This window comes from Streptomyces sp. NPDC028928, assembly GCF_055564915.1.
Window position 1 is genome coordinate 342,445 of the sequence record NZ_JBVHVI010000008.1, and the last position, 18,447, is coordinate 360,891.

Sequence of the window (18,447 nt, forward strand, 5' to 3'; positions counted from 1 at the left end):
CGGCTTGCCCTCCGCGGGCGTTACGGCGTGACCGCGAAGTGGCGCAGGATCGCCGCTGCCAGATCCTGGTCGCCCTCCGTCTTGACCCGGTCCGTCACCGCCTCGGGGGTGACGCGGCCGCAGGCCAGGCGGACGTAGGTCTCCCAGTCGAGGGTGAGCGTGGCGGCGGGGCCGAGCGCGGGGGCGGTCTCCACGGTGCCGCGGCCCTGGATGTCGACGCGGACCGTGCGCAGGAACTCGACCGGGCCGTGCACGTCGAACACGATCGCCGAGCTGCGCGGGGCGTTCGCGTCGTGCGCCACGACCTTGGGCAGCGCCTCCAGCAGCACGTCCCGGGTGACATGCGCGCCCGGCGAGTCCAGGTTGCCGGGGCGGCCCAGGGCCGTGCGCAGGTCCTGCTCGTGCACCCACACGTCGAACGCCCGGGTGCGGTAGGCCTGTTCCAGGGTGATCTCGGTGCTCAGCGGGCCGCGGACCAGGGTGCCGGGCTCCCGGGACTCGTTGCGCAGCTGGCGGTTGCGGCGGATGACCGTGTACTCCAGCTCGGCTGTCATCTCCGGCGCCGTGTGGTGGCGGCGGACGTCGACCTGCATCTCCATGTAGCGCTGGTGCTCGGTGGTGACGTGGAAGAGGTCGCGCGGCAGGGAGTGGATGGGGCGCGGGTCGCCGAGCATCTCGCAGTCCATGCCGATGACATGCGACACGATGTCCCGCACCGACCAGCCGGGGCAGGGGGTCCGCCGGTTCCACTCACCCTCGACGAGTGACTGCACCATCTCGGATATCGCTTCGATGGAGTGCGTCCAGGCGTCGGCGTAGGGCTGGAGGGTGGGATGCAGACTCACGGAACGGGACCCCTCGGCGGTCGGTACACGGGCAGGTTGCGGCGGCGGTGCCAGCGGGCGGCGGCTGCACTTCGCGGGTGTCTTGAGGAGCTAAGTTACGCTGCTGGAAGGCACCCCGGCAGTGCTTTCGTGTGACGATCGTAGGCCTGTGTGGACGACTCGAATGCCAGGACGGTGGTAGTGTGCGCGCTTCGCTGATCCAGATCGCCGTGGACGAGGGCGAACCGGTCGACTCCCGGCGGCGGCGCGTGGCCGCGCTGGTGCGGGAGCAGAGCGGGGCGGACCTCGTCGTCCTGCCCGAACTGTGGACCACCGGCGCCTTCGCCTACGAGGAGTTCGGCCGGGAGGCCGAGCCGCTCGAAGGGCCGACGTACGAGACGATGGCCAAGGCGGCGAGCGACGCGGGCGTGTGGCTGCACGCCGGCTCCATCCCCGAGCGGGCAGCGTCCGGCAGCGGCTCCGCCGCGGGTGAAGGCCCCCTGTACAACACGTCTCTCGTCTTCTCCCCCTCCGGTGAACTGGCCGCGGTCTACCGCAAGATCCACCGCTTCGGCTTCGACAAGGGCGAGGCCGTACTGATGGGTGCGGGACGGGACCTGGTGACGGTCCGGCTGCCCGGGACCACGCTCGGCGTGGCCACCTGCTACGACCTCCGTTTCCCCGAACTCTTCCGTGGACTGGTCGACGCCGGCGCCGAGACGCTGGTGATCCCGGCGGGCTGGCCCGAGCGGCGACGCGCGCACTGGACGCTGCTGGCTCAGGCGCGGGCGGTGGAGAACCAGGCGTTCGTGCTCGCCTGTGGAACGGCCGGGACCCACGCCGGAGTTCCGCAGGCGGGTCACTCGATCGTGGTCGATCCGTGGGGCGAGGTGCTCGCCGAGGCCGGCCCCGGAGAAGAGGTCCTCACCGTCGACCTCGACCCGGCGAAGGTGGCCGCGACCCGCGAACAGTTCCCGGCGCTGAAGGACCGCGTCCTCGGCCTGGAACGCCCCGGGCCCCGGGGCTAGGGGGGTTCGTCTGGATCAGCCCGGGTCCGCGACGCCCGGCACGGCACCTCGCCGCGTTGTCGGATCACCCTGATCCGAACGAAACCCCCTAGTCCTCCTCCCCCTCCTTCTCGGCGAGGTGGATCACGCACACCGCCACGGCGATCAGCAGCGCCGGGTCGGCGTCCTCCCGTACGACGTCGACGCCGTAGGTGTCGCGGACGCTCAGCCAGCGGCGGGAGATCACCGCGAGGAGTTCGCCGTCGTACTCGACGGCGAACTCGCGGTCCAGGATCTTTCCGCTGACGTCCAGCTCGGTGCCGTCCACCAGCGAGACCCGGTAGTGGTTGCGCAGCAGGGACAGCCGCTTGCGCCGGATCCGGGCCAGGGCCTCGCCGTCCCGTTCGATCACCATGGTGTCGCGCAGGGCGAGCATCTTCTGGTGGATGTCGATCAGGACCTGCCCCTGGACGTCCTTCAGCTCGAAGGTGTCGCGCAGCCGCATCGCCTTGCCGTCGACGAGGAACACCTTCCGGCCGTGCTCGTCCTCGATCCACCAGTCGTCACCGATGCCGAGGATCCGGTCGCGTACGAGGAATCTCATACGGTCACGCTTCCCCGGCACCGGCCGACCGTCACAAAGTGGTGGCACCGCCCCGAACCGCTTGCGGTACGCCGACGGGCTCAGTCCCGTCTCCCGCCGCAGCCGGGCCCGCAGATTGGCCGCCGTACCCAGGCCGCTGCGCGCCGCCACGACGTCCAGCCGCTCCTCGCCGCGCTCGATCAGCCGGCACGCCAGCGCCACGCGCTCCCCGGTGAGCCAGGCCAGCGGGGTCGTCCCCAGCTGGCTGCGGAAGCGGCGGTGCAGGGTGGCGGGGGAGACGGCCGCGCGCGCGGCGAGGTCCGCCACGGTCAGCGGCTCGCCCAGCCGTTCCTGCGCCCAGGCCAGCAGCGGTCCGAGCGACTCGTCGGGCACCGCGGGCACCGGCCGCTCGACGAACTGCCGTTGCCCGCCGTCCCGGTGCGCGGCGAAGACGAGCCGCCGGGAGACATGGTTGGCGATCTCCACGCCGTGGTCGCGGCGTACGAGGTGCAGGCCGAGGTCGAGCGCGGAGGCGCTGCCGGAGGCGGTGAGGATGTCGCCGTCGTCCACGAAGAGGACGTCCGCCTCCAGGCGCACCTGAGGGAAGCGGGCCCGGAAGGCGTCCGCCCACATCCAGTGGCAGGCCGCCCGGCGCCCGTCCAGCAGCCCGGCCTCCGCGAGGGTGAACGCGCCCGAGCAGAAGCCGACGAGCCGGGCGCCACGCGCGTGTGCCCGCCGGATGACGTCTAGGACGCGTTCGGCGCGCGGGACCTCGGTGTCGGGCCGGTTCGGCACGATCAGCGTGTCCGCGGACTCGGCGGCCTCCAGCCCGGCGACCCCGGTGAGCGTGAAGAAACCGTCCCGCATCCGGGTCTCCGGCTCGGCCGCGCACAGCCGGAAGTCGTACAGCTCCCGCCCCAGTTCGGGCCGTGCGAGCCCGAAGATCTCGATGGCGCAGCTCATCTCGAAGGGGTTGGAGTTGTCGTCGACGACGAGCACGACACGGTGAGAGGATCGTTGCGGCATGTGCGATTTCTAGCACTCGTCCAGTGCGTCGGCACCCCCGACGATGAACCCATGGAACCGATCTCCCTCGAGGCGGCCCTCGCCTCCTTCACCGAGCAGTGGAGCCCCCGCATCGTCACCGCCGTCAACGACTACGACGTGCGCGTGGCGAAGGTCGAGGGCGAGCACCTCTGGCACGCGCACGAGCACACCGACGAGTTCTTCCTGGTCCTCGCGGGCGAACTGCACATCGGCCTGCGCGAGCCGGCCGGCGAGCGCACGGTGGTCCTGCCCACGGGGTCGGTGTTCACCGTCCCGCGCGGCATCGAACACAAGCCGTACGCGCCCGTGCCCACCGAGATCCTGGTCTTCGAGCCCACCGGGACGCTGACCGTCGGCGACCGGCACGAGGAGGTCCCCGACCACGTGGACGCGACGACGGGCCACGCCCTCTCCTGACGGGGCGCAGGCGCCGGAGTTGTCCACAGGCTCCGAACCGGCTGTCGCCGCCGGATGGCACCCTGGGTGCCATGACCGACTCCGCACCCCGACGCGCCCGAGTCCGCGCCCCCGAGCTGATCGGCAAGGGTGGCTGGCTGAACACGGGAGACCAGCAGTACACCCTCGCCGACCTGCGCGGACGCATAGTCGTCCTGGACTTCTGGACCTTCTGCTGCATCAACTGCCTGCACGTCCTGGACGAGCTGCGCGAGCTGGAGGAGAAGCACCGGGACACGCTCGTGGTGATCGGGGTGCACTCGCCGAAGTTCGTGCACGAGGCCGAGCACCAGGCCGTCGTGGACGCCGTGGAGCGCTACGGCGTGGCGCACCCGGTCCTGGACGACCCGGAGCTGGCGACCTGGAAGCAGTACGCGGTGCGCGCCTGGCCGACGCTGGTGGTGATCGACCCCGAGGGGTACGTCGTCGCCCAGCACGCGGGCGAGGGCCATGTGCACGCCATCGAGCGGCTGGTGACGGAGCTGGAGGCGGAGCACGAGGCGAAGGGCACGCTGCGCCGCGGCGACGGCCCCTACGTGCCGCCGGAGCCCGAGCCGACGACGCTGCGCTTCCCCGGCAAGGCGCTGCTGCTGCCGTCGGGGAACTTCCTGGTCAGCGACACCACCCGGCACCAGCTGGTGGAGCTGGCCGAGGACGCGGAGACCGTCGTACGGCGGCTCGGCCGCGGCACCCGGGGGTTCGCCGACGGCGGCCCGGAGGAGGCGTCCTTCAACGAGCCGCAGGGCCTCGCGCTGCTGGACGACGGCTCGGTGGTGGTCGCCGACACCGTCAACCACGCCCTGCGCCGCCTGGACCTCGCGACCGGTGAGGTGACCACCCTGGCGGGCACCGGGAAGCAGTGGTGGCAGGGCTCGGCGACCTCCGGCCCGGCCCGCGAGGTGGACCTCTCCTCCCCGTGGGACGTCGCGGTCTTCGGTGGCAGGGTGTGGATCGCGATGGCGGGCGTCCACCAGCTGTGGACGTACGACCCGGCCGCCCGCACGGTCGCCGTGGCGGCGGGCACCACCAACGAGGGCCTCGTGGACGGGCCCGGCGCCGAGGCCTGGTTCGCCCAGCCCTCCGGCCTCGCGGCCACCGCCGACCGGCTGTGGCTCGCCGACTCCGAGACGAGCGCCCTGCGCTGGGTGGACCCGGACGGGCACGTCCACACCGCCGTCGGCACCGGCCTGTTCGACTTCGGCCACCGGGACGGCGCCGCCGGCCAGGCCCTCCTCCAGCACCCGCTGGGCGTCACGGCCCTGCCGGACGGCTCGGTCGCGGTCGCCGACACCTACAACCACGCCCTGCGCCGCTACGACCCCGCCACCGGCGAGGTCACCACGCTCGCCACCGATCTGCGCGAGCCCAGCGACGCGGTCCTCGTCGGCGAGGACATCGTGGTCGTGGAGTCGGCCCGGCACCGGCTGACCCGCCTGCGCCTGCCGGAGGAGGCGGTGCGCGTGGCGCCGGTCGCCCACCGCACCCGGCGCGCCGCCACCGAGGTCGCCCCCGGCCGGCTCCTCCTGGACGTGATCTTCCAGGCCCCCGCGGGCCAGAAGCTCGACACACGGTACGGCCCCTCGACCCGCCTGCTGGTCTCCTCGACCCCGCCCGAGCTGCTGCTCAAGGGCGAGGGAGCGGACACGGACCTCTCCCGTGAACTGGAACTGAACCCGGCCGTCAGCGAGGGCGTCCTGCACGTCTCCGCGATGGCGGCCTCCTGCGACGACGACCCGAGCAACGCCTACCCCGCCTGCCATGTCCACCAGCAGGACTGGGGCGTGCCGCTCCGCCTCACAGCGGGCGGGGCGGACCGCCTGCCGCTCGTCCTGGCGGGCATGGACGCGGGCGCGGACGAGCAGGAGGCGGTGCCTCAGACGCCGTAACCGTCGCTGTAGCCGTCGGCGCGGTGGTGGCGCGGTTCGTCCTCCACCACCGGTGTCGTCGGCGGGACCACCACCCGGCGGCGTCGTGCGATACCGCTGAACGTGGCCACCCCGATCAGACCCACGGCCATCAGGATCAGGCCGACGACCGTGAGGTTGACGCCCTGCATCTGCCAGTCGGTCGCGAACGTCAGAATGGCCCCTACGGCGATGAGGATGATGCATCCGCCGAGACCCATGAGACCTCGCCTCCCCTTCCGGTTCCGGAATCTCCGGTGCCGTCCGGGTACCCGGCGAGGCCCCGGCTAGCCCTGCAGGAAGGCGGTCAGGGCGTTCGCCAGCAGGAACGGGTCGTCGGCGCCGCACAGTTCACGGACGCTGTGCATGGAGAGGATCGCCACGCCGATGTCGACCGTGCGGATGCCGTGCCGGGCCGCGGTGATCGGGCCGATGGTGGTGCCGCACGGCATGGAGTTGTTGGAGACGAAGCTCTGGAAGGGGACGTTCGCCTTCTCGCAGGCCGCGGCGAACACCGCGCGGCCCGAACCGTCCGTGGCATAGCGGTTGTTGACGTTGACCTTGAGGATCGGGCCGCCGTTGACCCGCGGGTGGTGCGTGGGGTCGTGCCGCTCCGCGTAGTTGGGGTGGACCGCGTGGCCCGTGTCGGAGGACAGGCAGACCGTGCCGGCGAACGCGCGGGCGCGGTCCTCGAACGAGCCGCCGCGGGCGAACACCGAACGCTCCAGGACGGATCCGAGCAGCGGGCCGTCCGCGCCGGTGTCCGACTGGGAGCCGTTCTCCTCGTGGTCGAAGGCGGCCAGCACCGGGATGCGGGTGAGCGCGGCGCCCGAGGCCGCGACGGCGGCGAGGGCGGCGGCACCGGCGTGCACGGAGAGCAGGTTGTCCATGCGCGGACCGGCGACCAGCTCCCGGTCCCGGCCCAGGTAGGCCGGCGGCTCCACCGGATGCGTCATCAGGTCCCAGCCGGCCACCGAGCCCGCCGCCAGCCCGGCCTCCTCCTCGAGGAAGGCGATGAGGTCGCCGTCCAGCACGTCGTTGCCGAGGCCCCACACCGGTTGCAGATGCCGCTGCTTGTCGAGCTTGAGCCCCTCGGAGCTGACCGAGCGGTCCAGGTGGATGGCGAGCTGCGGCACCCGCAGCAGCGGCCGGTCCACACTGACCAGGACCGAGGAGCCGTCGCGTAGGGTCAGCCGGCCGGCCAGGCCCAGGTCCCGGTCCAGCCAGGAGTTGAGCAGCGGGCCGCCGTAGATCTCCACGGCCACCTGGCGCCAGCCGTGCGCCCCGGTGTCCGGGCGCGGTTTGACCCTCAGGCTCGGGGAGTCGGTGTGCGCGCCGATGATGTGGAAGGGGGTGTGCGGCTCGGCACCCTCGGGCACGTACCAGGCCACGATCGCGCCGCCGCGCAGCACGTACTTGCCGCCGCTCGTGCCGTCCCAGGCGTCCGTCTCCGCGACCTGCCTGAAGCCCGCCTTCTCCAGCCGCTCGGCGGTGTTCGCCACGGCGTGGTACGGCGACGGGCTCGCCGCCAGGAAGGACATCAGGTCGTCGGTGTGGCCGCGGTCGAAGCGGGCTGGTGCGCTCATGGGATTCACCTTAACGACGTGCACGGGCCCGCTCCCGGTAATGGGAGCGGGCCCGTGCGAGGAATCGACGGGGACGTCCGGAACGTCCAGACGGGTCGGCTAGAAGGCGGCCTCGTCCAGCTCCATGAGGTCCAGCTCGACGTTGCCGGCGACCTTGCGGGCGAGCGTGACGCCCGGCAGGACGTTCGCCGCGAAGAACTTCGCCGCGGCGATCTTGCCGGTGTAGAAGGCCTTGTCCTTCGCCGAGGCGGTGGCCAGCTTCTCGGCGGCGACCGCGGCGCCCTTGAGGAGCAGGTAGCCGACGACGACGTCACCGGAGGCCATGAGCAGGCGGGTGGTGTTCAGGCCGACCTTGTAGATGTTCTTGGTGTCCTGCTCGGTGGCGGCGAGGTCGGTCAGCATCAGGCCGACGATCGCCTCCAGCTCGACGGCCGCCTTGGCCAGGTGCTCGCGGGCGCCGGCCAGCTCCTCGCCGCCGGTGCCGAGGGCCAGGAACTTCTTGATGTCCTCGGCGAGGGAGTTCAGCGCGGCGCCCTGGTTGCGGACGATCTTCCGGAAGAAGAAGTCCTGGCCCTGGATCGCCGTGGTGCCCTCGTACAGGGTGTCGATCTTGGAGTCCCGGATGTACTGCTCGATCGGGTACTCCTGCAGGAAGCCGGAGCCGCCGAAGGTCTGCAGCGACTGGGCGAGCTGCTCGTAGCCCTTCTCCGAGCCGTAGCCCTTGACGATCGGCAGGAGCAGGTCGTTCAGCGCGATCTCGGCGGAGGCGTCCTCGCCGTTCGCCTCCTTGATCTGGATCGCGTCCTGGATCGAGGCCGTGTAGAGGACCAGGGCGCGCATGCCCTCCGCGTACGCCTTCTGCGTGATCAGCGAGCGGCGCACGTCGGGGTGGTGGGTGATGGTGACCTTCGGCGCGGTCTTGTCCATGAAGTTCGCCAGGTCCGGACCCTGGACGCGCTCCTTGGCGTACTCCAGCGCGTTCAGGTAGCCGGTGGAGAGCGTGGAGATCGCCTTCGTGCCGACCATCATGCGGGCGAACTCGATGATGCGGAACATCTGGCGGATGCCGTCGTGCTTGTCGCCGATCAGCCAGCCCTTGGCGGGGTGCTTGTCGCCGAAGGTCATCTCGCACGTGTTGGAGGCCTTCAGGCCCATCTTGTGCTCGACGTTGGTGGCGTAGACGCCGTTGCGCTCGCCCAGCTCGCCGGTCTCGAAGTCGAAGAGGTACTTCGGGACGAGGAAGAGGGACAGGCCCTTGGTGCCGGGGCCGGCACCCTCGGGGCGCGCGAGCACGTAGTGGAGGATGTTCTCCGACATGTCGTGCTCACCCGAGGTGATGAAGCGCTTCACGCCCTCGATGTGCCAGGAGCCGTCCTCCTGCTGGACCGCCTTGGTGCGGCCGGCGCCCACGTCCGAGCCGGCGTCCGGCTCGGTGAGCACCATGGTGGAGCCCCACTGCTTCTCGGTGGCGATCTTGGCGATGTGCTTCTGGACCTCGTTGCCCTCCTCGAAGAGGATGCCGGCGAACGCGGGGCCCGAGGAGTACATCCACACGGCCGGGTTGGCGCCCAGGATCAGCTCGGCGTAGGCCCAGATCAGGGAGCGCGGCGAGGTGGTGCCGCCGATCTCCTCGGGGATGCCGAGGCGCCAGTACTCGGAGTCCATGAAGGCCTGGTAGCTCTTCTTGAAGGACTCGGGGACCGGCGCGGTGTTGGTCTCCGGGTCGAAGACCGGCGGGTTGCGGTCGGCGTCGGCGAAGGACTCGGCCAGCTCGTTCTCGGAGAGGCGGGTCAGCTCCTCCAGGACGCTCTTGGCGGTCTCGACGTCCATCTCCTCGAACGGGCCGGTGCCGTACACCTTGTCGCGCCCCAGTACTTCGAAGAGGTTGAACTCGATGTCGCGGAGATTCGACTTGTAGTGCCCCATGGCGACGGCTCCGTAGAGGGATCGGCGAGGCACTGACTCCTCGCACCTAGTTCACGTACCAACAAGTAGCTACGATGATGCTACCCGCCGGTAATAAGAAGCAACCCCGATCCGGGGATCTGTGACCCACCCCTCGCCCGGTTCTCAGTACCCTTACGCCCATGTACGGCTACGACCAGAACGTGGGTGCCCAGCAGCAGTACGCCCCGCCGCAGCAGCCGATGGCCGGCGGATACGGGCAGCAGCCGCCGCTGTACCCCGAGCCGTCCCCGCCCTCGCTCGCGGACGCGGTGCGTGCCTTCACCACCGGGCAGATGTCCGCCGAGGACTTCCAGCAGATCTTCGCCACGTCGAAGGTGTACTGCCCGCGCGGCGACACCCCCGGCTTCCTCGCCCTGCACAACACCCAGCAGCCGGTGATCCCGATGTTCACCTCGCTGAAGGAGCTGCGCCGGTACGCGGGCAAGGAGTCCAAGTACTTCGTCATCACCGGCGCCGAGGTGATCGACCTGCTGCCGACCGGCTACGGCTTCGTCCTGGACATGGAGGGCGAGCACCGGATGGTGTTCGACGCGAAGGCGGTCGAGCAGATGGTCGACTTCGCGATGCGGCGCATGTACGGCTAGGCGCGATGGCCGCGCGGACGGCGGCCGAGCCGCGCGCCTCGCGCAACCGGAGCCCGGAGGGAATGCCCTCCGGGCTTTCTCTGTTCCGGGTGACAGGAAGTTCAATGCTCAACTAAAGTGGGCGTACCAAGGAGGTACCCACCATGCCTGCAGTGACTGTCGAGAACCCGTTGACGCTGCCCCGTGTGACCGCTCCCGCCGATGCCGTGGCACGTCCCGTGCTCGCCGTCACGACCGCTCCGAGCGGTTTCGAGGGTGAGGGCTTCCCGGTGCGCCGGGCGTTCGCGGGGATCAACTACCGCCATCTCGACCCGTTCATCATGATGGACCAGATGGGCGAGGTGGAGTACGCGCCGGGCGAGCCCAAGGGCACCCCCTGGCACCCCCACCGCGGCTTCGAGACCGTCACCTACATCATCGACGGCGTCTTCGACCACCAGGACAGCAACGGCGGTGGCGGGACCATCACCAACGGCGACACCCAGTGGATGACGGCCGGTTCCGGTCTGCTGCACATCGAGGCCCCGCCGGAGTCCCTCGTCGTGTCCGGCGGTCTCTTCCACGGGCTCCAGCTGTGGGTGAACCTCCCGGCCAGGGACAAGATGATGGCCCCGCGCTACCAGGACATCCGCGGCGGCAACGTCCAGCTGCTCACCTCCCCCGACGGCGGCGCGCTGCTGCGGGTCATCGCCGGTGAGCTGGACGGCCACCAGGGTCCGGGCATCACCCACACGCCGATCACGATGATCCACGCGACCCTCGCGCCGGGCGCGGAGATCACCCTGCCGTGGCGGGAGGACTTCAACGGTCTGGCGTACGTCCTCGCGGGCCGCGGCAGCGTGGGGGCGGAGCGCCGCCCGATCCACCTGGGCCAGACGGCGGTCTTCGGCGCCGGCGGTTCGCTGACCGTCCGCGCGGACGAGAGGCAGGACGCGCACACCCCGGACCTGGAGGTCGTCCTCCTCGGCGGGCAGCCGATCCGGGAGCCGATGGTCCACTACGGGCCGTTCGTCATGAACACCAAGGACGAGCTGATGCAGGCCTTCGAGGACTTCCAGAAGGGCCGCCTCGGCACGATCCCGGCCGTGCACGGGATGACCGAGGGCGGGCTGTAAGCCGTACGACCGGGCCTACGACCGCCACGGCTCTCCGTGGGCGAGGCCCTGCCCCACCCGGGCAGGGCCTCGCGCGTGCCGTCAGCCCTCGACCAGGCTCTTGAACTGCTGGAGGTCGCCCCGGACCGTGTTTTCGATGCGGTGGACCTGCGCCATCCCCTTCGGGCCGCCGAAGGCGCTCTGGACGGCCCCCGGCTCGTACTCCAGCCGGACCTGTACCTGGCTGTGGTCCTGGTCCAGCGACCGTACCGACAGGGTGCCCTTCAGTTCCGGGCTGCCCTCCGTCTGCCAGCTGATGACCTGGTCGCCCTTGCGGTCGTCGAGGACGGCGTCGAACTCCCGTTGCCCGCTGCCGGTCCGGACATCGAGATGGGCGCGGTTGCCACCGCGGCCCTGGGCACGCTGGACGCCGTCGATGAATGTCGGATAGGACTCGACGTCATGCAGCAGGTCCCAGACCTTCTGCGCGGGGGCGTCGATGTCGATGTGCTCTTCAAGCCTGCTCATCGTGAACCTCGCCTCCTGGCCCGGTGACCGGACCATCAGGTCATTCCAGCGTGCGCCGCAGGCCGGTCACCCCGCAAATCAGTGCACCGGCCGGACCATGAAGAGCGCCTGTTCACCGGCCGACTCGGTGCCGTCGTAGAGCGAGGCGTCCAACCCGCAGAAGGCGAAGCCCATCCGGAGGTAGGCGCGGATGGCGGGGGCGTTGACGTTGCTGACTTCCAGCCACACATGCACCGCCCCGCACTCCCGGGCGAAGTCGACGGCGTGATCCATGAGGGCCCGCCCCACTCCCTGGCCGCGCCACGCCGGTGCGACCTCGATGTCACGGACGGTCAGGCGCGCGTTCCACGGCTCGAAGGCGGCCGTCACGAACCCGCACAGCCCGTCCCCGGCGACGGCGACGACCGTCCTGGTCGGCTCCGGGGCCCCACCGGTGCCGTCCTCCGTGTCGTCATCGTCGGGGAAGGCCTTGTGCAGGGGCGGGTCCACCGGGGTCGGGCGGATGCCGAAACCCCCTTCCGTCACCGTCACTTCGAACACCTCGTCCGTCGTGAACGACCCGTCCAGCGCCGCGATCGCCTCGTCGTCCTCGGGCCGGGCGTGCCGGTAGACGACGGCTGTGGTCCTCTTCATGAACCCGACCGTAGGCCTTCTCACCCGCCCGGACCCGCGCCGCAGGACAGTCGGGGGCGGGCGTGATGCGCTGGTGGCGTGCAGTTTCTTCCCGTTCCCGTACGTCGGTTCGCCGCGTGGTGTGTCGTGCTGCTGCTCGGTGCGGGCGTGGGCTGGGTGGGGGTGCGGCTGTGCGGGGAGCTGCGTACGGCCGTCACGCCGGTGCTGCTCGCCCTGCTCGGGACCGCGCTGCTCGGGCCGTTGTACCGGCGGATGGTGCGGGCGGGGGTGCAGGCGTCGGTGGCGGCGGGGCTCACCTGTGTCGCCGTCCTCGCCGTGGTCGGCGGTGCCGTGTACATCATCGTCGCCGCGCTCATCGACACCGGCGACCAGATCGTCTCCTCCCTGCGGGACGCGGCCAAGGGTCTGTCGCGGCACTTCGGGGCCGCCGGGACCAGCCTCGACGACCTGGCCGCCAACGCGCGCGAGCTGCTGCGCAAGTTCGGCGCGACGGCCGCGTCCAACGTCATCAGCGGGGTCAGCGTCGTCGCCGAGTCCATCGCCATGGCCGTGCTCGCGCTGCTGCTCGTCTTCTTCTTCCTGCGCGACTCCCACCGGGCCGTGGGCGCCCTGCGCTCGGTCGCGCCCGGCGGCACCGCCGACACCGTGGAGGCCATCGCCCGGCGGGCCTTCGCCGCGGTGGAGGGGTTCATGCGCGGGACGACCTTCATCGCCCTGATCGACGCGCTGTGCATCACCGTCGGTCTGCTGGTCCTCCGGGTGCCCGGCGCGGTCGGGCTCGGCGCGCTCGTCTTCGTCGGCGCCTACATCCCCTATCTCGGCGCGTTCATCTCCGGCGCGGTGGCCGTGCTGGTCGCGCTCGCCGACCGGGGTTTCGTGATCGCGCTGTGGGCGCTCGGCGTGGTGCTCGCGGTGCAGGTGCTGGAGGGGCATGTGCTGCAGCCGGTGATCCAGAGCCGGACCGTGCAGATGCATCCTGCCGTGGTGATGCTGGCGATCACCGCGGGCGCCTCCGTCGCGGGCATCCTCGGCATGCTCCTCGCGGTCCCGCTGACCGCGGCGGCCTTCGGGGTCGTACACGAGCTGAGGGAGCGTTACACCGGCCCCTCCGGCCCCACCGCGCCCTCCGGCCCCACCGCATCCTCCGGCCCCTCCGGCACGTCGGCCGCCGAGCCCCCGGGCTCGTAGAGCTCGAACCAGATGCTCTTGCCCTCGCCCCGCGGGTCCACCCCCCACGCGTCCGCGAGGAGTTCGATCAGCATCAGTCCCCGGCCGGAGGAGGCCAGCTCGCCGGGGCGGCGCCGGTGCGGCAGGTCGTCGCCGCTGTCGAAGACCTCCACCCGCAGCCGCCGCCCCGCCCCCTCGCCGATGACCTCGGCGAGCAGCAGCGCGTCGGCGTCCGTGTGCACCAGCACGTTGGTGACCATCTCGGAGACCAGCAGCACCGCCGAGTCCAGCTGCTCGGCGGATGCCCAGTCGTGCAGCAGCTCGCGCAGGTGCTGGCGGGCCTCGGCGATCCGGTCCGGCTCGTCCTGCGCCACCGACAGCAGCGTGCGCCGCACCCGTGGCCGTACCGCGACGGTGTCGCCGCAGCCGCAGCCCTCCCCCGGCCGGCACAGCAGCAGCAGCGCGATGTCGTCCTCGCGGCGGTCGGCCAGCGGGCCGGTGGTGTGGTGCGAGGAGGGCCCGTGCACGGCCTGCACCAGCGTGTCCGCCAGCGACTCCAGGTCGCCCCGGTGGTCCTCCAGGGTCTGGCGGAGTCTGCGCCAGCCGCTCTCCATGTCGTGCCCGCCGGTCTCGATCAGGCCGTCGGTGCACAGCATCAGCGTCTCGCCGGGTTCCAGGGTGAACCGGGTCGTCGGGTAGTCGGCGTCCGGGTCGATGCCCAGCGGCAGCCCGCCCACCGTCGGCCGCATCATCACCGTGCCGTCCGCCATCCGGATCACCGGGTGCGGATGCCCGGCGCGGGCGATCTCCAGCCGGCCGGTGGGCGGGTCGGCCTCCACGTACAGGCAGGTCGCGAAGCGGAGGTCGGCCTGCGGGTCGTCGGCGGTGGCCTGTGTGACGCCGTGCAGGAAGCGGGAGGCGCGGGAGAGGACGGCGTCCGGGCGGTGCCCCTCGGCGGCGTAGGCGCGCAGTGCGATCCGCAGCTGGCCCATGAGGCCGGCCGCGCGCACGTCATGGCCCTGGACGTCCCCGATGACCAGCGCGAACCGTCCCGAGGGCAGTGGGATCAGGTCGTACCAGTCGCCGCCGACCTGGAGGCCGCCGCCGGTCGGGATGTACCGGGCGGCCACCCGCATCCCCGGGATCTCCGGGCCCAGCGACGGCAGCATGGACCGCTGCAGGCCCTCCGTCAGCTCCCGCTCGGACTCGGCGGCACCGGCCCGCGACAGCGCCTGGGCGAGCATCCGGGCGACCGTGGTCAGCACCGCGCGCTCGTCCGGGGTGAAGGCCACCGGGTAGGTGAAGGCGGCCATCCAGGCGCCCATGGTGCGTCCGGCGACCGTCAGCGGCAGGAAGGCCCACGAGCGGCGCCCGAAGACCCGGGCCAGCGGCCAGGTCACCGGGTAGCGCTCCTTGTACTCCTGCGGCGAGGACAGGTACACGGCCCGTCCGGTGCGGGCGACCTCGGCGGCCGGGTAGTCGGTGTCCAGCGGCATGTCGGAGAACGGGTTCATGTCGGCGGGCTGGTGCCCGTGCTGGCCGATGATGGTCAGCCGGTCGCCCTGGACGCCGAACACCACGAGCCCGTCCGGGGAGAACCCCGGCATCGACAGGCCCCCCGCCACCCGCAGCACCTCGGCCGTGGACCGGGCCTCCGCCAGCGCCCGGCCGGCGTCCAGCAGGAACGCCTCCCGGGAGCGCCGCCAGTCCCCGGTGACCGCGCTCCGGGCGGCCGCCGTGCCCGGGGTCGGCTCGGTCACCTCCTGGAGCGTGCCGATCAGTTCGTACGCCTGCCGTTCGGGGTCGTAGGACGGCTTCGACCGGCTGCGGACCACCCGCAGGATGTCGCCGTCGCCGTTCATGATCCGGATGCGTACCTCGGCGAGGGTGCCCTCGGTGACCGCCAGCCGCACCACGCCGGTGATCTCGTTCCAGTCGACCGGGTGGAACCGGGCGCGGGTCTGGGCCTCGGTCAGGGTGGCCGGCTGCGCGGGCAGGCCGAGCAGCCGCGCCGCCTCCGCGTCGACGGTGACCAGCCCGGTGGCCGTGTCCCAGTGCCAGAGCCCGGTCGCGAGGGCGGCGAGGACGTCCTCGACGGACGGAAGGGGCTCGCCGGTGCGCATTGCCCCACTTTAGGAAGATGTGACCGGTGACTGCCACCGTAGGCGGGCGAGCGGTAATGGTGGGGAGCCGAGCTTGGGGTGCCCGGTACCCTTGATGGGTCCGGGCCCCGTGCCCGATCTCGCCGGGCCGGCAAACCCGGCAGACGCCAACTCGCGAAGGACGATGAACGACGATGCATCGGTACAGGTCCCACACCTGCGGCCAGCTCCGCGCCTCTGACGTCGGCACCGACGTCCGGCTGAGTGGCTGGCTGCACAATCGGCGCGACCTGGGCGGCATCCTCTTCATCGATCTGCGCGACCACTACGGCATCACGCAGCTGGTCGCCCGCCCCGGCACCCCCGCGTACGAGGCCCTGGACAAGCTCTCCAAGGAGTCCACGGTCCGCGTCGACGGCCAGGTCGTTTCCCGTGGCACCGAGAACGTGAACCCCGACCTGCCCACCGGCGAGGTCGAGGTCGAGGTGGCCGAGGTCGAGCTGCTCGGTGCGGCCCAGCCCCTGCCCTTCACCATCAACACCGAGGACGGGGTCAACGAGGAGCGGCGCCTGGAGTACCGCTTCCTGGACCTGCGCCGCGAGCGCATGCACCGCAACATCATGCTGCGTACGGCCGTGATCTCCGCGATCCGCCAGAAGATGGCGGCGATGGGCTTCAACGAGATGGCGACGCCGATCCTGTCCGCCACCTCCCCCGAGGGCGCCCGCGACTACGTGGTGCCCTCCCGTGTGCACCCGGGCAAGTTCTACGCCCTGCCGCAGGCCCCGCAGCAGTTCAAGCAGCTGCTGATGATCTCCGGCTTCGACCGCTACTTCCAGATCGCGCCCTGCTTCCGCGACGAGGACGCCCGCGCCGACCGCTCGCCGGGCGAGTTCTACCAGCTCGACGTCGAGATGAGCTTCGTCGAGCAGGAGGACGTCTTCCAGCCGATCGAGAAGCTCATGACCGAGCTGTTCGAGGAGTTCGGCGGCGGCCGCCACGTCACCTCCCCCTTCCCGCGCATCCCGTTCCGCGAGGCGATGGCGAAGTACGGCTCCGACAAGCCGGACCTGCGCGCCAAGCTGGAGCTGGTGGACATCACCGACGTCTTCGAGGGCTCGGAGTTCAAGGCCTTCGCGGGCAAGCACGTGCGCGCGCTGCCGGTGCCGGACGTCTCCGGGCAGCCCCGCAAGTTCTTCGACCAGCTCGGTGAGTACGCCGTCGAGCAGGGCGCCAAGGGCCTGGCCTGGGTGCGCGTCGGCGAGGACGGCTCGCTCTCCGGCCCGATCGCCAAGTTCCTCACCGAGGCGAACGTCGCGGAGCTGACCAAGCGCCTCTCCCTGGCCCCCGGCCACGCCGTCTTCTTCGGTGCGGGCGAGTACGACGAGGTCTCGAAGATCATGGGCGCGGTCCGCGTGGAGGCGGCCAAGCGTGCCGGCCACTTCGAGGAGGGCGTCTTCCGCTTCTGCTGGATCGTGGACTTCCCGATGTACGAGAAGGACGAGGAGACCGGCGGGATCGACTTCTCCCACAACCCCTTCTCGATGCCGCAGGGCGGTCTGGAGGCCCTTCAGACCCAGGACCCGCTGGACATCCTGGGCTGGCAGTACGACATCGTCTGCAACGGCGTCGAGCTGTCCTCCGGCGCGATCCGGAACCACGACCCGGAGATCATGCTCAAGGCCTTCGAGATCGCGGGCTACGACCGGGAGACCGTCGAGGAGAAGTTCGCGGGCATGCTCCGCGCGTTCCGCTTCGGCGCCCCGCCGCACGGCGGCATCGCCCCGGGCGTGGACCGCATCGTCATGCTCCTCGCGGACGAGCCCAACATCCGCGAGACGATCGCCTTCCCGCTCAACGGCAACGCCCAGGACCTGATGATGGGCGCCCCGACCGAGCTGGACGAGTCCCGCCTGCGCGAGCTGCACCTGACCATCAGGAAGCCGCAGCCCAAGTAGCGAGCACCGCTGTGCGCGCCGATCTGTCCTGACCCGCTCTTGACGATCGGCGCGCACAGCTGTCTCCGGGCTCGGTGACAGCTTTCGTCCCTACGGTCCCGGCCCATGACCGAAACCCCTGAAACCCAAGGCGGAGACCGTGAGCTGTCCCGTCGTACGGTGCTCCTGGCGGGCGGTGCCACCGCCGTGGCCGTGGGCCTGGGCGGCGCCCTGGCCGTCGACGCGTCCGCGGAGGACGACGCCGGCGCGGACACCTGCTACACGCTGACCTCCGAGGCCGTCGAGGGCCCCTACTACATCGACGCCGACAAGATCCGGCAGGACATCACCGAGGACCAGGACGGCATCCCGCTGGCGCTCACCCTCAGGGTGATCGACGCGGAGACCTGCGAGCCGCTGCGGAACGCGGCCGTCGACATCTGGCACTGCAACGCGGTGGGCGTCTACTCCGGGTACGAGGCATCGGGCAGCGGCGGAGGCGGGGGAGGCGGCCCGGCCCCCACGGGATCCCCGACCGGTACGCCCACGGGGGCGCCGCCCTCCGGTGGTCCCGGCGGTGGGGGCGGGGGTCACCAGGAGCCCACGGACGACAGCCGCTACCTGCGTGGCACCTGGCGCACCGACAAGCGCGGGTACGTCACTTTCCGGACCGTCTTCCCCGGCTGGTACCAGGGCCGCTGTGTGCACATCCACGTCAAGGTGCACGTCGACGGCACCTGGACGGACGCCGGGTACGAGGGCGGCCGCACCTGCCACACCGGGCAGCTCTTCTTCGCCGAGAAGGCGGTGCTGCTGACGGAGGACGTCGAGCCGTACTCCACCAACACCGTCATCCGCACCACGCTCGACGAGGACACCATCTACCCGGGCAACGGCCACGCGGGCGGCCTGCTGTACCTGTCGTACGACAGGAAGCACATCGCGCGCGGCGTCCGCGGCCGTCTCACCCTGGGTGTGGCCCCGGACGAGACGCACGACGGCAGCTGAGCCCGCTCAGCCGCCCTGC

The 18,447-nt window shown here is 71.3% G+C and carries 16 protein-coding genes and 1 pseudogene; 8 read left to right on the plus strand and 9 right to left on the minus strand.

What is annotated here, in order from left to right:
• Positions 1 to 20: 20 nt before the first annotated feature.
• Positions 21 to 845, minus strand: coding sequence for a maleylpyruvate isomerase family mycothiol-dependent enzyme (locus ACZ4U1_RS21415; protein ID WP_467905170.1), 825 nt, complete (start codon positions 843 to 845; stop codon positions 21 to 23).
• Between the two features lie 182 nt (positions 846 to 1,027).
• Here ACZ4U1_RS21415 and ACZ4U1_RS21420 point away from each other — a divergent pair, with 182 nt between their 5' ends.
• The gene (locus ACZ4U1_RS21420; RefSeq protein WP_467905172.1) at positions 1,028 to 1,852 is read left to right on the plus strand and encodes a carbon-nitrogen family hydrolase; all 825 of its coding nucleotides are present in this window, start codon (positions 1,028 to 1,030) and stop codon (positions 1,850 to 1,852) included.
• Positions 1,853 to 1,940: 88 nt separating this feature from the next.
• On the opposite strand, the gene ACZ4U1_RS21425 is transcribed toward ACZ4U1_RS21420, so the two are convergent.
• Both ACZ4U1_RS21425 and ACZ4U1_RS21430 read right to left on the minus strand, forming a co-directional pair.
• The gene (locus ACZ4U1_RS21425) at positions 1,941 to 2,435 is read right to left on the minus strand and encodes an LURP-one-related/scramblase family protein (RefSeq protein WP_467905300.1); all 495 of its coding nucleotides are present in this window, start codon (positions 2,433 to 2,435) and stop codon (positions 1,941 to 1,943) included.
• Between the two features lie 51 nt (positions 2,436 to 2,486).
• Positions 2,487 to 3,440: pseudogene (locus tag ACZ4U1_RS21430) on the minus strand (helix-turn-helix domain-containing protein); the annotation flags it as partial.
• Positions 3,441 to 3,491: 51 nt separating this feature from the next.
• Between ACZ4U1_RS21430 and ACZ4U1_RS21435 the strand changes: the two are divergent.
• Both ACZ4U1_RS21435 and ACZ4U1_RS21440 read left to right on the plus strand, forming a co-directional pair.
• Positions 3,492 to 3,878, plus strand: a complete 387-nt coding sequence (locus tag ACZ4U1_RS21435; RefSeq protein ID WP_467905174.1) for a cupin domain-containing protein — start codon at positions 3,492 to 3,494, stop codon at positions 3,876 to 3,878.
• 71 nt (positions 3,879 to 3,949) lie between these two features.
• Positions 3,950 to 5,803: a thioredoxin-like domain-containing protein gene (locus ACZ4U1_RS21440; RefSeq protein WP_467905176.1), complete on the plus strand. Its 1,854-nt coding sequence runs from the start codon at positions 3,950 to 3,952 to the stop codon at positions 5,801 to 5,803.
• On the opposite strand, the gene ACZ4U1_RS21445 is transcribed toward ACZ4U1_RS21440, so the two are convergent.
• From ACZ4U1_RS21445 to ACZ4U1_RS21455, 3 genes are all read right to left on the minus strand, one after another.
• Complete coding sequence (locus tag ACZ4U1_RS21445; protein ID WP_467905178.1) at positions 5,791 to 6,042, minus strand: DUF6458 family protein; 252 nt, start codon at positions 6,040 to 6,042, stop codon at positions 5,791 to 5,793. The two genes, ACZ4U1_RS21440 and ACZ4U1_RS21445, sit on opposite strands and share 13 nt — an antisense overlap.
• Before the next feature lie 66 nt (positions 6,043 to 6,108).
• Positions 6,109 to 7,407 (minus strand): M18 family aminopeptidase, encoded by a 1,299-nt coding sequence (locus tag ACZ4U1_RS21450; RefSeq protein WP_467905180.1) that lies wholly within the window; start codon positions 7,405 to 7,407, stop codon positions 6,109 to 6,111.
• Between the two features lie 99 nt (positions 7,408 to 7,506).
• The gene (locus ACZ4U1_RS21455) at positions 7,507 to 9,333 is read right to left on the minus strand and encodes an acyl-CoA dehydrogenase (RefSeq protein ID WP_467905301.1); all 1,827 of its coding nucleotides are present in this window, start codon (positions 9,331 to 9,333) and stop codon (positions 7,507 to 7,509) included.
• A 161-nt stretch (positions 9,334 to 9,494) separates the two neighbouring features.
• On the opposite strand from ACZ4U1_RS21455, the gene ACZ4U1_RS21460 reads away from it, so the two are divergent.
• Positions 9,495 to 9,959, plus strand: coding sequence for an SseB family protein (locus tag ACZ4U1_RS21460; RefSeq protein WP_467797952.1), 465 nt, complete (start codon positions 9,495 to 9,497; stop codon positions 9,957 to 9,959).
• A gap of 143 nt (positions 9,960 to 10,102) precedes the next feature.
• Positions 10,103 to 11,074, plus strand: coding sequence for a pirin family protein (locus ACZ4U1_RS21465; RefSeq protein ID WP_467905182.1), 972 nt, complete (start codon positions 10,103 to 10,105; stop codon positions 11,072 to 11,074).
• Positions 11,075 to 11,155: 81 nt separating this feature from the next.
• On the opposite strand, the gene ACZ4U1_RS21470 is transcribed toward ACZ4U1_RS21465, so the two are convergent.
• Together ACZ4U1_RS21470 and ACZ4U1_RS21475 are read right to left on the minus strand one after the other, a co-directional pair.
• Positions 11,156 to 11,581: an SRPBCC family protein gene (locus ACZ4U1_RS21470; RefSeq protein WP_467905183.1), complete on the minus strand. Its 426-nt coding sequence runs from the start codon at positions 11,579 to 11,581 to the stop codon at positions 11,156 to 11,158.
• 78 nt (positions 11,582 to 11,659) lie between these two features.
• Positions 11,660 to 12,214 carry a GNAT family N-acetyltransferase gene (locus ACZ4U1_RS21475; RefSeq protein ID WP_467905185.1) on the minus strand — a complete coding sequence of 185 codons (555 nt, stop codon included), beginning with the start codon at positions 12,212 to 12,214 and terminating at the stop codon, positions 11,660 to 11,662.
• A 78-nt stretch (positions 12,215 to 12,292) separates the two neighbouring features.
• On the opposite strand from ACZ4U1_RS21475, the gene ACZ4U1_RS21480 reads away from it, so the two are divergent.
• On the plus strand, positions 12,293 to 13,402 hold the full coding sequence (locus ACZ4U1_RS21480) for an AI-2E family transporter (protein WP_467905187.1): 1,110 nt from the start codon (positions 12,293 to 12,295) through the stop codon (positions 13,400 to 13,402).
• Here the strand turns inward: ACZ4U1_RS21480 and ACZ4U1_RS21485 are convergent.
• Positions 13,309 to 15,504: a SpoIIE family protein phosphatase gene (locus tag ACZ4U1_RS21485; protein WP_467905189.1), complete on the minus strand. Its 2,196-nt coding sequence runs from the start codon at positions 15,502 to 15,504 to the stop codon at positions 13,309 to 13,311. The two genes, ACZ4U1_RS21480 and ACZ4U1_RS21485, sit on opposite strands and share 94 nt — an antisense overlap.
• Positions 15,505 to 15,677: 173 nt before the next feature.
• On the opposite strand from ACZ4U1_RS21485, the gene aspS reads away from it, so the two are divergent.
• Together aspS and ACZ4U1_RS21495 are read left to right on the plus strand one after the other, a co-directional pair.
• Positions 15,678 to 17,441: an aspartate--tRNA ligase gene (gene aspS / locus ACZ4U1_RS21490; RefSeq protein ID WP_467905191.1), complete on the plus strand. Its 1,764-nt coding sequence runs from the start codon at positions 15,678 to 15,680 to the stop codon at positions 17,439 to 17,441.
• A 105-nt stretch (positions 17,442 to 17,546) separates the two neighbouring features.
• Complete coding sequence (locus tag ACZ4U1_RS21495) at positions 17,547 to 18,428, plus strand: dioxygenase family protein (protein WP_467905193.1); 882 nt, start codon at positions 17,547 to 17,549, stop codon at positions 18,426 to 18,428.
• Positions 18,429 to 18,447: the final 19 nt, after the last annotated feature.

What these genes read in the sequence shown, in the direction of transcription:
- ACZ4U1_RS21485 (WP_467905189.1), bottom strand. Translation starts at nt 15,504, where the DNA reads ATGCGCACCGGCGAGCCCCTTCCGTCCGTCGAGGACGTCCTCGCCGCC.
- ACZ4U1_RS21435 (WP_467905174.1), top strand. Translation starts at nt 3,492, where the DNA reads ATGGAACCGATCTCCCTCGAGGCGGCCCTCGCCTCCTTCACCGAGCAG.
- aspS (WP_467905191.1), top strand. Translation starts at nt 15,678, where the DNA reads ATGCATCGGTACAGGTCCCACACCTGCGGCCAGCTCCGCGCCTCTGAC.
- ACZ4U1_RS21465 (WP_467905182.1), top strand. Translation starts at nt 10,103, where the DNA reads ATGCCTGCAGTGACTGTCGAGAACCCGTTGACGCTGCCCCGTGTGACC.
- ACZ4U1_RS21455 (WP_467905301.1), bottom strand. Translation starts at nt 9,333, where the DNA reads ATGGGGCACTACAAGTCGAATCTCCGCGACATCGAGTTCAACCTCTTC.
- ACZ4U1_RS21475 (WP_467905185.1), bottom strand. Translation starts at nt 12,214, where the DNA reads ATGAAGAGGACCACAGCCGTCGTCTACCGGCACGCCCGGCCCGAGGAC.
- ACZ4U1_RS21425 (WP_467905300.1), bottom strand. Translation starts at nt 2,435, where the DNA reads ATGAGATTCCTCGTACGCGACCGGATCCTCGGCATCGGTGACGACTGG.
- ACZ4U1_RS21495 (WP_467905193.1), top strand. Translation starts at nt 17,547, where the DNA reads ATGACCGAAACCCCTGAAACCCAAGGCGGAGACCGTGAGCTGTCCCGT.
- ACZ4U1_RS21470 (WP_467905183.1), bottom strand. Translation starts at nt 11,581, where the DNA reads ATGAGCAGGCTTGAAGAGCACATCGACATCGACGCCCCCGCGCAGAAG.
- ACZ4U1_RS21450 (WP_467905180.1), bottom strand. Translation starts at nt 7,407, where the DNA reads ATGAGCGCACCAGCCCGCTTCGACCGCGGCCACACCGACGACCTGATG.
- ACZ4U1_RS21445 (WP_467905178.1), bottom strand. Translation starts at nt 6,042, where the DNA reads ATGGGTCTCGGCGGATGCATCATCCTCATCGCCGTAGGGGCCATTCTG.
- ACZ4U1_RS21460 (WP_467797952.1), top strand. Translation starts at nt 9,495, where the DNA reads ATGTACGGCTACGACCAGAACGTGGGTGCCCAGCAGCAGTACGCCCCG.
- ACZ4U1_RS21440 (WP_467905176.1), top strand. Translation starts at nt 3,950, where the DNA reads ATGACCGACTCCGCACCCCGACGCGCCCGAGTCCGCGCCCCCGAGCTG.